This is a genomic window from Viridibacillus sp. FSL H8-0110 (assembly GCF_038003565.1).
Classification (GTDB): Bacteria; Bacillota; Bacilli; order Bacillales_A; family Planococcaceae; genus Viridibacillus; species Viridibacillus arenosi.
In genome coordinates this window covers 729,755-742,003 of record NZ_JBBOPJ010000001.1, presented here as the reverse complement: position 1 = coordinate 742,003, position 12,249 = coordinate 729,755, and the positions used below count along the sequence as shown (strand labels likewise).

Sequence of the window (12,249 nt, the reverse complement as noted above, 5' to 3'; positions counted from 1 at the left end):
ATATGACAGTTTATTATTCTATTGATTTGGGCATATTATCATTATTGGAGCCCATCATACAAAAACATCTATGTCGCTATTTAAATAACGACATAGATGTTTAAAGTGCAGTTATATACGCCCTCGGAGGGAATCGAACCCCCAGCCTAAGAACCGGAATCTTATGTGTTATCCATTACACTACGAGGGCAATTCATCAATTGCGACTTTTCTATTATACAAAGGAAACCAAAACAATTCAACCATAGGATTATTGGATTCGAATCATTTGACCTTCCTTGACCATAATGTGTATGATAAAGGTGCAATAGAAGCAAATTGCTTTTATACAGGAAAATTGAATTTACCTTTTGAGGAGGATATTCTTATGAACTTAATCCCTACAGTTATTGAACAGACAAACCGCGGTGAACGTGCTTATGACATTTACTCACGCTTATTGAAAGACCGTATTATTATGTTAGGTAGCGCTATCGATGACAACGTTGCAAACGCTATTGTTGCTCAACTTTTATTCCTAGAAGCTGAAGATCCAGAGAAAGATATCTCTATATACATTAACAGTCCTGGTGGTAGCATTACAGCTGGTATGGCAATCTACGATACTATGCAATTCATCAAACCAAATGTACAAACAATTTGTATCGGTATGGCTGCATCTATGGGTGCTTTCTTACTTGCCGCTGGTGAAAAAGGGAAACGCTTTGCATTACCGAATGCTGAAGTGATGATTCACCAACCACTTGGTGGCGCACAAGGTCAAGCGACTGAAATTGAAATTGCTGCAAAACGCATTTTATTCCTTCGTGAAAAACTAAACAGTATTTTATCTGAACGTACAGGTCAACCAATCGAAGTTATAGCAAAAGACACAGATCGTGATAACTTCATGACAGCTGAGCGTGCGAAAGAATATGGTCTAATCGATCAAATTTTTGAACGTAACGAAATTAAATAAACATCTAAAAAACCGCTATTCTCGTAAGATGAGAATAGCGGTTTTTATATTTTATTCATTTAATCCTCAGATTGAATTAGTTTTACTAGACCATTTAATGCAAGTGCTTCATCGGCACCATCTGCAGTTAAAATGACTTTAGATCCTTTTGCAACAGCCAAACTCATAATACCCATAATACTTTTAGCATTTACTTTTTTATTATCTTTCGTCAAAAATACATCCGCAGAGTAGCGATTTGCTTCTTGTACGAACAAAGCCGCCTGTCTTGCTTGTAGTCCTGATTTAAGTTTTACTTCTACTTGTTGTTCTGCCATTCGTTTTACTCCTCCTATAATTACTTATATATTCATTATCCGTGCGTCTTCATTCCATTAAAGTTTAACCACTTCGCCTCTACGCAATGATTCAGCAATATCATCAATTTTACGTAGGCGATGATTGACACCTGATTTACTAACAGTACCTGCTGATACCATTTCACCAAGTTCTTTTAATGTCACTTCTTGATACTCCACACGTAATCGAGCAATCTCTCTAAGCTTCTCAGGTAGTTGATCAATCCCAATACTATGATCGATATATCGGATATTTTCTACTTGACGAACAGCTGCTCCAATCGTTTTGTTTAAATTAGCCGTCTCACAGTTCACAAGTCGATTCACGCTATTTCTCATATCACGTACAATACGCACATCTTCAAATTTCATCATGGCTTGATGTGCACCTACTAAACTTAAAAAGTCTGAAATTTTCTCAGCTTCTTTTAAGTATGTGACAAATCCTTTTTTTCTTTCGATTGTTTTTGCATTTAAATCGAATTTATTCATTAAATCAGCCAGTGCCTCACCATGCTCTTTATATAACGAATACACTTCTAAATGATACGCGGAAGTTTCCGGATTATTGACAGATCCACCAGCTAAAAATGCGCCTCTTAAATATGAACGCTTACTACTAGTTGTATCGACTAAACCTTCTGCAATTGTATGATTGAACAAAAAGTTTCCAGAGACAATTTCTAAATCCTCTAAAATTTCTTTTGCCCCTTCTCTCACACGGCAGATATAAACATTATTCTTCTTTAAACGCATTTTCTTTCGCACAAGAAGCTCCACTCTATAACTATAGAACCTCTTCATTACTGTATAGATTCTTCGTGCGATTGCTGCATTTTCAGTTTGAATATCAAGACTAAGTTGACGGTTTGCAAATGACAGAGAGCCATTCATTCTGATGAGGGCAGATAATTCTGCTTTTAAGCCTGTATCGCCTGCTTCAACTTGTGTTAATTCTTTTTTTGTTTCTGAAGCAAATGACATATTAACCCTCCTCTCTATCATGATTTATATAAAACAACGGATTTTATATCATTTTTATGTCACTGTTAAAAGAATGAGCATACTCTACTAACCATTCAGCAACCTTTGAGGCTTCATGACGTACAACGCCATCATGAGTTGTAGCAATTTCTTTTTTCACTACTTGGATACCCATTTTTTCTAATACTCCAACATCAAAAAAAACTGGCTCTGCTTCTTCTTCTTTATAAGCCGCTCTTACAGATGCTGGTACCTCTTCTTTATTAATTAATATCGTTTCGATAAAAGGTTGCCCTAAATGATCGTTTAATGCTTTTACATGGTCTGATGCTGCAAAGTTTTGTGTTTCTCCTGCTTGCGTCATAAGATTACATATATACACTTTCTTTCCTTTAGCACTAATAATGGCCTCTTGAATATCATCCACTAACAGATTCGGTAAAATACTCGTATATAAACTTCCAGGTCCTATAATAATAATATCCGCTTTTTTGATTGCGCTTACAGATTCTGGTAGCGGTTTCACATCCTCAGGCGATAAAAAGATTCTTTTGATGCCTGTATTGAATGTCGGAATTTTAGATTCACCTTTTACAATTGTACCATCAATTAGCTCGGCAAAAAGGGTAATTCTTTGATTTGCTGCTGGCAATACTTTACCGTGCACATTTAAGACACGACTCATTTCTCGAATTGCATGCGAAAAATCGCCAGTAATCTCAGTTAATGCGGTTAACATCAAGTTACCTAGTGAATGACCACTTAAATCTTCAGATGCTGAAAATCGATATTGGAACATTTCTTCTACCAGAGGTTCGACTTCAGATAGTGCAGCGATGACATTTCGTACATCGCCTGGTGGCGGTATTTCGTAGTCATCTCTTAATCTACCCGAGCTCCCCCCATCATCCGCTACCGTCACAATGGCAGTTATATCAATAGGGAACTTTTTCAAACCTCGTAAAAGAGTAGATAATCCAGTCCCTCCACCAAGAATGACGATACGCGTATTTCGTTTCCCCATAGAATTAGCCCTTTCTTTTTGCAATATCGCGATGCGTAATAACCGTTGGCACATCTTTATTCAAATAATCACCAAAATATTCGGCTAATGTAACAGAGCGGTGCTGCCCCCCCGTGCAACCAAATGCAATAATGAGTTGTGTTTTACCCTCTTTTTTATATAGAGGCAACATAAATTCAAATAAATCTGTCAGTTTTTTTATTAATGTCTGTGCTTCATCATATTTTAGAACATATGATGATACGTCCTTCTCTAATCCTGTTTTAGGGCGTAAACTCTCCACATAATAAGGATTCGGTAAAAAACGCACATCAAATACTAAGTCTGCGTCAATTGGAAGGCCATGCTTAAAGCCGAATGACATAACATTGACTGTGAATCTTCGAGAATTTACACCTGAAAATTGCGCAATAATTCGCTCACGTAACTCTCGAGGTTTCATACTTGATGTATTATATATAAATTGTGCTTTTTGTTTCACTTCAGCAAGTAATTCTCTTTCGTGATGAATTCCTTCTAACGGCAATCCACCAGCAGGAGCAAGTGGGTGTGAGCGGCGTGTTTCTTTATATCGTCTCACTAATGTTTCGTTATCTGCATCTAAGAACAAAATTTTTGTCGCAACTAAATCTTGCTTCTCGATTTGTTCTAATGCATCAATTAGTGATGAAAAGAAATCACCACCTCGTAAATCCATCACAGCTGCGATACGAGAAAATTCTTTTTTAGATTCTTTCATTAGAGTTAAGAAAGTTGGTAGTAATGCAGGTGGTAAATTATCGATGCAGTAAAAACCTAAGTCTTCAAAACTTTGGATTACGACAGTTTTTCCTGCTCCAGACATCCCTGTAATAATGATCAATTCGTTAACCGGTTGAGTGCTAGGCATTGATGCCATCTCCTTCAGTTGAAATTTGAATTGTTTCATTTAATAGTTCAAAATCTTCTGTATAAGTAAAAGTACCGTATTGCATGCCTTTTTCGTTTACGGCAAACAATAAATTAGTACGATCTCCTTCAGCCATCGGTAAATGGTTCAAGCTTTCAATTGGATGCCATTCCAGAACACCTTCAACTGTATCTTCATAAGGCGTACCTTCTAAGCCATCTGCAACAAATGTAAAGAGCATCCACTCATTTACAATATCTTGATCATTTTTTATCACCATTGTATATATACCTTTTAAATGCGGGTTTAAAGGGATTGTCCCCGTTTCTTCCCTGAATTCCCGGTTAGCAGCTGTAAAAATAGACTCCCCACTCTCTATTTTACCACCCGGCGCAACATACCAGCCTCGTCGTGGTTTTTTTAGTAAAAGAACTTTGTTATCTTTTCTAACAATCAAATTTGCTATTCTCTGCACACACGACACTCCAAATCATTGTAAACTTATAATCATTATTATACATTGTTACACCTTTAGCGTACAAAAATATGTCCGAAAGGACTGTGATTTCACTAATCTAGTCCCTTTTCAATAACAATATAGCCTCCATATATAAAAAAGAGGCTGCTTCAAACGGCAAATTACCGCGAAACAGCCTTACCAATATATCTATCTTAATAGGGGGTTATTGCACTTACAACTATACCCTTATTATATTGCAAATGAGTTACAGCTATGTTAAGAAGACGTTAAAATCAGCAATTAATTACTAATTTTTTCTTTTAACATTTCAACATAATGTTGAACCGCTTGAGCTGCGATACTACCATCACCAGTTGCAGTTACGATTTGACGTAATGTTTTTTCACGTACGTCACCAGCAGCGAAGATACCAGGAATACTTGTTTCCATCTCTTCATTTGTTGGGATATATCCAGCTTCATTTAAGATTCCTAGACCCTCAAATGGTTTTGTTAATGGTAACATGCCAATATATACGAATACACCATCAGCAGCAAATTCTTGTTCAGTACCATCCACAGTAGAAACAAGCGTTACACTGCCTACTTTTCCGTTCTCTTCATTCACTTGTTTAACAGTGTTGTTCCAAATAAAATCAATTTTCTCGTTAGCAAATGCACGATCTTGAATGATTTTTTGGGCACGTAATTTATCACGACGGTGAACGATTGTTACTTTTTCCGCAAAGCGAGTTAAGTAAATTCCTTCTTCAACAGCAGAGTCTCCTCCACCAACAACAACTAGGTTTTTATTTTTGAAGAATGCCCCATCACATACTGCACAATAACTTACACCACGGCCACCAAGTTCTTTTTCACCAGGTACGCCCATTTTTTTGTATTCAGCACCAGTTGTAATAATGATGGCACGTGTTTTAAATTCTTTTGAGCCTGCTTTAATTGTTTTATATTCTTCACCATCGATAATTTCAGTAACATCGCCATAAGCATATTCAGCACCGAATTTTTTCGCGTGGTCAAACATTTTAGTAGATAATTCAGGTCCTAAAATAGAATCGAAACCAGGATAGTTTTCAACTTCTTCTGTATTAGCCATTTGTCCACCTGGAATACCACGTTCTAGCATTAATGTAGATAAGTTGGCACGTGAAGTATAAACGGCAGCTGTCATCCCTGCTGGACCTGCACCGATAATAACTACATCATAAATTTTCTCTTCTGACATATCTGTTCCTCCTAGATCTGTATAAAGCATTTCATTATATTCAATATCCATGGTAGAGGATAACTGGTGTACGTTCAATATTTCTGCTTACCATTTCGACATTTAAGCGTCGAATCCAGGTAAAAAATGTATTAATTCGTTCACATATTTCGTCAAAGTAGTTGTTGTAACCCCATACGCTTCTGCAACTGACTTTTTAGTAACACTTTTCATACGAGAGGATTTATACATATAATCCACTGCTGCTACAAGTGCCTTTGGATTCTTGAATTGATAATTTTCCTCTAACGCTCTTTCGCATAATACGAACCACATTTGAAATAGAAATGTGTTAGGCATTGAAATAGGCATCGATTGCATATATAAAATATCTGAAGCTTCCATAGCTCTTAAAAACGGTAGAATACTTTTATCCTGCGCATCAAATTCATGCTCAAGTGCATATGCTAGAAATAGTTTTTCCATCGAAGAATATTCATCGACATCAATCCAACCTGGATGTGCAATAATTTCCTGCTTGTGTACTGTTTTACCTAATAAATATAGACCAAATAATCGGTCACTACGGTATTTACTTTCAAGCTTTTCAACGATAAATTCTCGATTTTGCTCGATAGCATTTGGGTTTGTCACACGGCTCTCATGTGCCCATGGCTCAAAGCCGTCCTTATCAGGATCGATTTCCAATAGTTTTTTCCAAGCACTTTTCCCAACAGCTTTTCTACCTGAGAAATAAGCTGCATGGGATAGCCAAAAGTAAAATCCAGGATCGCCTTCAAACCCACGTTTTTGCAAACTACGTAACCATTTATAAGCTTCTTCATAACGACCAACGAGAGCTAATGTAGCCCCTAATTTATAACGGTGGTCAAATGAGTATGGTTGGATTTTTACTAATAACTCAAGTAGCTCGTCCAACTCTTCTTTATTTTTTTCGTAGTAAGCCATGACCGTTAAATTACAAAGGGCATGTAAATTACCAAAATTCCCTTTTAACACTTGATGCAATAACGCTCTTGCTTGTTCAGATTCTCCTAGATAAAAATAAGCAAGTGATAAGTTATTATAGGCTGCCCAGAAATCAGGGTTATCTTGAATAATCTCTTCAAATTGCTCAATGGCCTCTTTAAAATTTCCCTCTTCCATCATACGGCGAGCTTTTTCTTGTAAATACACAGCTTCTGAATCTTGCGGTTCATCAGATGTTGGTTGCTCTTTCATCTGTTCAGAGAAATCAATAATTTCAAGCGCTTCTTCAGCATAAACACCTTGTTGATCTAACTCTAGATAAAGCTTTGCGTATTTTCCTGCTTCATCTGACATACCTAGATGAGCAGAGACTTCAGCTAAAAACAATACTATTTCCGGTTCATCAGGGTCAATTGAATGAGCTTTTCTTAATAGCTCTAAAGCATGATCATGCTGTTCAAGCTCCATTTTTATAACACCATATTGCATAAGTATAAGTGAATCTTCAGGACTAAGTTCCACTGCTCTTTGTAAGTATTTATGCGCCTTATCAAACTGCTCTCGATCTAACGCTTGTAATGCTTTATTATAATAAAAATTCCCATCTGGAATAAAAGATACGACATTTTCTCGCGGTTTTAGTTTACGTTTTTTCTCCAAAAAAATTCCTCCGAAAAAAATAAGGAACGTATAGAAACGTCCCTTATACTCTAGTATCCTTCATTATAACATATTTAATGTTGCTCATGCCGTTTTTGAAGTACACCTAAAACTTCAAATACATCCATCTTTTGTTCTTGTAATAGAACCAATAAGTGATAAATTAAATCTGCTGTTTCCCATTTCAATTCTTCGGCATCGCGGTTTTTTGAAGCTATAACAACCTCTGTTGCTTCCTCACCAACTTTTTTACAAATTTTATCGATACCTTCATTAAATAGATAAGTTGTATATGCACCCTCTGGCATTTCCTTTTCGCGGTTTTGAATAACACTACGAAGCTCAGTAATAATTTCTAAAGAACCCAAATTTTCCGTTTTTTCTTTTATGGTTTCTGTAAAGCAACTTGTCGTACCATTATGACAAGCAGGTCCTGTTGGTAAGACTTCTACAACCAGAGCATCTTTGTCGCAGTCAGCACGAATAGCTATCACTTTTTGTGTGTTACCACTTGTAGCCCCTTTGTTCCAAAGTTCTTCACGAGAACGGCTATAAAACCACGTTTCACCTGTCGCTAATGTTTTTTCTAAAGATTCTTTGTTCATGTATGCAACAGTTAGTACTTCTTTCGTTTGTGCATCTTGTACTACTGTAGTAATCAAACCTTTTTCGTTAAATTGGAGATTTTCTATCATCTCACAAACACTCCCTTTTGTCGCAATTCATTTTTCACTTCTGCGACACTTGTTTCTTTATAGTGAAATATAGAAGCCGCTAGTGCAGCATCTGCATCTACATGTTGTAAAACATCATAAAAGTGATCCGCGTTTCCAGCCCCACCACTCGCAATAATTGGTACGTTGACAGCTTCACGGATTGCTTTTGTTAAAGGTAAATCAAAGCCACTTTTCTCTCCATCTTGATCCATACTTGTAACTAATAATTCACCTGCTCCCAGTCTTACTGCTTCTTTCGCCCAAGCCACTGCTTGCCAATCCGTTTTGTTGCGCCCACCATGCGTATAGACCATCCAAGTACCGTCTTCTTCGCTCCACTTAGCATCGATTGCCACCACGATACATTGTGCTCCGAAGTAATCGGAGCCTTCTTTAATAAGTTCTGGACGTTGCAAAGCAGACGAATTAACTGATACTTTATCTGCACCAGCACGAAGCAGTCGTTTCATATCTTCAAGTGTTCGAATACCGCCTCCTACTGTAAAAGGAATCGCTAATGTAGAAGCTGTTTGTCGTACGACATCAACCATCGTTTCACGTCCTTCATGCGAAGCAGAAATATCTAAAAAAACAAGCTCATCTGCGCCTTGTTCATTATAAAACTTAGCAAGCTCTACAGGATCACCAGCCTCTCGTAATGAGACGAATTGAACGCCTTTTACAACGCGTCCTTCCTTCACATCAAGACATGGAATAATTCGTTTTGTAAGCATTATTCCGCCTCCTTAAGTGCCTCTGGCAATGTAAATCGACCTGCGTAAAGAGCTTTACCAATAATCACACCTGCAACTGACGAATTTTGTGCAGCTTCTTTTACTCGCTGAATATCTACAAGTGAACTGATACCACCAGATACGATAATCTCGGCATTTGTTGCCTCAGCTAATTTCACATTCGCTGGAATATTCGGGCCAGCTAAAGTACCATCTGTTGCAATATCAGTGAAAACAAAATATTTTGCGCCTGCCTTAGCAAAATATTTTCCTACTTCAATTGCAGCCTTATTAGACGTCTCAAGCCAACCATGTGTCGCTACCATGCCATCCTTTGCATCTAGTCCAATTACTATGCGTTCTGCACCAAATTCTTCTATAAAGTTAGCAACAAGCTCTGGTTCACGAATGGCTAGACTGCCAATAATCACCCGATGAACCCCATTTTCAAGATAGTAGCGTACATCCTCCTCAGAACGAATACCACCACCTATTTGCACTTTCACTGGTAATTTTTTTGCAACACGTATAACTTCAGCTGCATGTGTACGTTCACCGTCTTTAGCACCATCTAAATCGACCATATGTATAAAGCTTGCACCTTCTTCTACAAAGCTTTTTGCCATTTCAAAAGGAGAGTCTGCGTACACTGTTTCTTGTGCGTAATCGCCTTTAAATAGGCGTACGCATTTGCCACCTCTCATATCGATTGCTGGGAAAACTTGAATTGAACTCATTACAATACAACTCCTTTTTTTACACCATCTAACCACCGCTTCAATAGTAGTACACCGAATTCACTTGATTTTTCAGGGTGAAATTGCATACCTGTAATAGAACCTTTTTGTACAATACCTGGCACTTGTTCATTGCCATAATGAGCAAAAGCAACTAGATCCGCTCGATCCATATTAGTTGCGAAGTATGAATGAACAAAATAGACGAAACGATTGTCTGTCATTTCATCTTCTTGTAACCATTCTGGACGTTGAGCAAATTGTAGTTCGTTCCATCCCATATGTGGTACTCGATAGGCACTACCATCATCATTAATTCCAGCAAAGCGCTCAATCTCCCCATTGAAAATACCTAGTCCTTTACCACTGCCATTCTCCGCGCTTCCTTGAAATAATAACTGCATACCTAAACAAATACCTAATAAGGGTATATTGCTTTTTTCCACCTCATTTATTAGTGAAACTAAATTCGTTTCTTGTAGTCGTTTCATAGCATCTTTAAAAGCACCTACCCCAGGTAAAATAAGGGCATCTGTTGCTAATAGCTCTTCTTTGTCAGCAGATACTATAACTTCATAACCTAGGCGTTTAATAGCCTGTTCAACGCTAAATAAATTCCCCATACCATAATCGATTATGCCAATTTTCATGTTAACAGCCCCTTAGTTGAAGGTACACCTTTCACACGTGGATCAATCGATACCGCATCATCAATCGCTCTAGCTAGCGCTTTGAAGATTGCTTCGATAATATGATGAGCATTGTGTCCATAAGGAACAATAACATGAACATTCATACGAGCCTCTAATGCAAATTTCCATAAAAATTCATGTACTAGCTCCGTATCAAATGTACCAACTTTGTCTGTCGGGATATCTACTCGGAATTCTAAGTGTGGACGATTTGAACAATCAATAACAACTTGTGCTAATGCATCATCCATTGGCACAAATGCGTTACCATAGCGCTTAATACCTTTTTTATCACCTAACGCTTCTTTAATTGCTTGACCTAACACAATTCCTAAATCCTCTGTTGTATGGTGATCATCAATATATGTATCACCATTTGCAGTAATAGAACCGTCAAATAAACCATGTTTCATAAATAGATCTAACATATGGTCCATAAAAGGAACACCCGTTGAAATAGTAGATTTCCCTTCACCATCTAAATTAATTTCTACTGCAATCTGAGTTTCATTTGTTTTTCGTTCGATTTTTGCAAAACGTTTTTTAGTTGCTTCCACTTGATTCGTCTCCTTTATCCCAACCTCTAGACTCCACTGCTCTGGCATGAGCTTCTAACCCTTCTAATCTGGCAAGCCTAGCTATTTTCGGTGAATTTTGTGCCCAAGTTTCTTTTGTATAATAAACAACACTTGTTTTTTTAATAAAATCATCAACATTCAAGCCACTAGCAAAACGCGCAGTACTATTTGTTGGTAACACGTGATTTGTGCCCGCAAAATAATCTCCTACTGGTTCTGAACTATAGCGTCCAATAAAAATAGCGCCTGCATTACGAATTTGCTCAGCAACAGCTTCCGCATTGTCAGTAACAATTTCTAAATGTTCTGGTGCTAATTGATTGATCGCTTGTACTGCTTCAGCGAGCGTTTCAGCTATATAAATACTGCCAAAGTTTTCAATTGCCTTACGCGCAATTGCTTCTCGCGGTAATGATGTTAGCTGATTTTCAACTTCCTCCGCTACTTCTTCAGCAAACCTTTCACTCGTTGTAACTAATATCGCACATGCCATAGGGTCATGTTCGGCTTGAGATAATAAGTCTGCTGCAATCTCATCTGCATATGCATTTTCATCTGCAATAATAGCAATTTCACTTGGTCCAGCGATCATATCAATGGCTACTTCACCAAACACTTCACGTTTAGCTAATGCAACAAAAATATTTCCTGGCCCTGTAATTTTATCAACTGCTTGAATCGATTCTGTACCGTAAGCAAGAGCACCAATTGCCTGTGCACCACCAATTTTATAAATCTCTGTAATCCCTAAAATGGATGCAGCAGTTAGAACAGCAGCTGGTAGCTTACCGTCTTTTCCTGGAGGTGAAACTAAAACGATGCGCTCAACACCAGCTACTTGAGCTGGAATAACATTCATTAAAACAGATGATGGGTAAGCAGCTGAACCTCCTGGCACATAAAGACCAACAGACGCTAACGCTGTAATACGTTGACCTAACCATGAATTATTTTCCAGATTTAGTTGATAACCTTGGCGCGTTTGCTTGTCATGGTATGCTCGAATATTCAATGCAGCTTCTTTTAAATCCTCAACTAATTGTGCATCCATACTGCTGACTGCTTCGGACATTTCTTCTGGTGACACGCGCAATTCATTGAGCAAAACACCGTCCCATTTGGCACCATATCCTTTGACAGCAGCATCGCCATTTTGACGAACATTGGCAAGTACTTCCCTTACTGTTTGTAATTGCTCCTCGTTGCCGCTCTCTAATGGACGTTTTAAGGTTATATTATTTGTTAAGTTTTGAATCTTCATCGTT

Annotated in this window: 14 protein-coding genes and 1 tRNA gene; 1 reads left to right on the top strand and 14 read right to left on the bottom strand. The window is 37.8% G+C overall.

Translation table 11 applies throughout. The annotated features are described in order from the left end of the window. Positions 1-118 precede the first annotated feature (118 nt). Positions 119-190, bottom strand: a tRNA-Arg gene (locus MHH98_RS03655). Between the two features lie 177 nt (positions 191-367). Between MHH98_RS03655 and clpP the strand changes: the two genes are divergently transcribed. Beyond that, positions 368-958 (top strand): ATP-dependent Clp endopeptidase proteolytic subunit ClpP, encoded by a 591-nt coding sequence (clpP, locus tag MHH98_RS03650; RefSeq protein WP_038188848.1) that lies wholly within the window; start codon positions 368-370, stop codon positions 956-958. 59 nt (positions 959-1,017) lie between these two features. Here the strand turns inward: clpP and MHH98_RS03645 are convergent, their stop codons facing one another. From MHH98_RS03645 to hisD, 13 genes are all read right to left on the bottom strand, one after another. Beyond that, positions 1,018-1,275, bottom strand: coding sequence for an HPr family phosphocarrier protein (locus MHH98_RS03645; protein WP_038188851.1), 258 nt, complete (start codon positions 1,273-1,275; stop codon positions 1,018-1,020). A gap of 57 nt (positions 1,276-1,332) precedes the next feature. Then, positions 1,333-2,280 carry a DNA-binding protein WhiA gene (whiA, locus tag MHH98_RS03640; RefSeq protein ID WP_038188854.1) on the bottom strand — a complete coding sequence of 316 codons (948 nt, stop codon included), beginning with the start codon at positions 2,278-2,280 and terminating at the stop codon, positions 1,333-1,335. Between the two features lie 43 nt (positions 2,281-2,323). After that, positions 2,324-3,304, bottom strand: a complete 981-nt coding sequence (locus MHH98_RS03635; protein ID WP_038188857.1) for a gluconeogenesis factor YvcK family protein — start codon at positions 3,302-3,304, stop codon at positions 2,324-2,326. A gap of 4 nt (positions 3,305-3,308) precedes the next feature. Then, a complete protein-coding gene (rapZ, locus tag MHH98_RS03630) occupies positions 3,309-4,193 on the bottom strand; it encodes an RNase adapter RapZ (RefSeq protein ID WP_038188860.1) in 885 nt (294 codons plus the stop codon). After that, positions 4,186-4,668: an NUDIX domain-containing protein gene (locus MHH98_RS03625; RefSeq protein WP_038188863.1), complete on the bottom strand. Its 483-nt coding sequence runs from the start codon at positions 4,666-4,668 to the stop codon at positions 4,186-4,188. Before MHH98_RS03625 ends, rapZ begins: the two co-directional genes overlap by 8 nt. A gap of 285 nt (positions 4,669-4,953) precedes the next feature. Then, positions 4,954-5,898, bottom strand: a complete 945-nt coding sequence (gene trxB / locus MHH98_RS03620; RefSeq protein WP_038188865.1) for a thioredoxin-disulfide reductase — start codon at positions 5,896-5,898, stop codon at positions 4,954-4,956. A gap of 102 nt (positions 5,899-6,000) precedes the next feature. After that, a complete protein-coding gene (locus MHH98_RS03615) occupies positions 6,001-7,527 on the bottom strand; it encodes a tetratricopeptide repeat protein (protein ID WP_038188868.1) in 1,527 nt (508 codons plus the stop codon). 74 nt (positions 7,528-7,601) lie between these two features. Beyond that, positions 7,602-8,222 carry a bifunctional phosphoribosyl-AMP cyclohydrolase/phosphoribosyl-ATP diphosphatase HisIE gene (gene hisIE, locus MHH98_RS03610; RefSeq protein ID WP_038188871.1) on the bottom strand — a complete coding sequence of 207 codons (621 nt, stop codon included), beginning with the start codon at positions 8,220-8,222 and terminating at the stop codon, positions 7,602-7,604. Then, positions 8,219-8,977 (bottom strand): imidazole glycerol phosphate synthase subunit HisF, encoded by a 759-nt coding sequence (gene hisF, locus MHH98_RS03605; RefSeq protein ID WP_038188874.1) that lies wholly within the window; start codon positions 8,975-8,977, stop codon positions 8,219-8,221. Before hisF ends, hisIE begins: the two co-directional genes overlap by 4 nt. Continuing rightward, a complete protein-coding gene (hisA, locus tag MHH98_RS03600; RefSeq protein ID WP_038188877.1) occupies positions 8,977-9,714 on the bottom strand; it encodes a 1-(5-phosphoribosyl)-5-[(5-phosphoribosylamino)methylideneamino]imidazole-4-carboxamide isomerase in 738 nt (245 codons plus the stop codon). The genes hisF and hisA overlap by 1 nt, the downstream gene beginning before the upstream one ends. After that, positions 9,714-10,364, bottom strand: a complete 651-nt coding sequence (gene hisH, locus MHH98_RS03595) for an imidazole glycerol phosphate synthase subunit HisH (protein WP_038188879.1) — start codon at positions 10,362-10,364, stop codon at positions 9,714-9,716. The genes hisA and hisH overlap by 1 nt, the downstream gene beginning before the upstream one ends. Next, positions 10,361-11,011 (bottom strand): imidazoleglycerol-phosphate dehydratase HisB, encoded by a 651-nt coding sequence (gene hisB / locus MHH98_RS03590; RefSeq protein WP_081730133.1) that lies wholly within the window; start codon positions 11,009-11,011, stop codon positions 10,361-10,363. Before hisB ends, hisH begins: the two co-directional genes overlap by 4 nt. Then, entirely contained in the window at positions 10,950-12,245 is a 1,296-nt protein-coding gene (hisD, locus tag MHH98_RS03585; RefSeq protein WP_340712229.1) for a histidinol dehydrogenase, read from the bottom strand. The genes hisB and hisD overlap by 62 nt, the downstream gene beginning before the upstream one ends. Between the last annotated feature and the right edge of the window lie 4 nt (positions 12,246-12,249).

Coding starts and splice junctions, on each gene's coding strand:
- clpP (WP_038188848.1), top strand. CDS start 368: ATGAACTTAATCCCTACAGTTATTGAACAGACAAACCGCGGTGAACGT.
- MHH98_RS03645 (WP_038188851.1), bottom strand. CDS start 1,275: ATGGCAGAACAACAAGTAGAAGTAAAACTTAAATCAGGACTACAAGCA.
- whiA (WP_038188854.1), bottom strand. CDS start 2,280: ATGTCATTTGCTTCAGAAACAAAAAAAGAATTAACACAAGTTGAAGCA.
- MHH98_RS03635 (WP_038188857.1), bottom strand. CDS start 3,304: ATGGGGAAACGAAATACGCGTATCGTCATTCTTGGTGGAGGGACTGGA.
- rapZ (WP_038188860.1), bottom strand. CDS start 4,193: ATGCCTAGCACTCAACCGGTTAACGAATTGATCATTATTACAGGGATG.
- trxB (WP_038188865.1), bottom strand. CDS start 5,898: ATGTCAGAAGAGAAAATTTATGATGTAGTTATTATCGGTGCAGGTCCA.
- hisIE (WP_038188871.1), bottom strand. CDS start 8,222: ATGATAGAAAATCTCCAATTTAACGAAAAAGGTTTGATTACTACAGTA.
- hisF (WP_038188874.1), bottom strand. CDS start 8,977: ATGCTTACAAAACGAATTATTCCATGTCTTGATGTGAAGGAAGGACGC.
- hisA (WP_038188877.1), bottom strand. CDS start 9,714: ATGAGTTCAATTCAAGTTTTCCCAGCAATCGATATGAGAGGTGGCAAA.
- hisH (WP_038188879.1), bottom strand. CDS start 10,364: ATGAAAATTGGCATAATCGATTATGGTATGGGGAATTTATTTAGCGTT.
- hisB (WP_081730133.1), bottom strand. CDS start 11,011: ATGCCAGAGCAGTGGAGTCTAGAGGTTGGGATAAAGGAGACGAATCAA.
- hisD (WP_340712229.1), bottom strand. CDS start 12,245: ATGAAGATTCAAAACTTAACAAATAATATAACCTTAAAACGTCCATTA.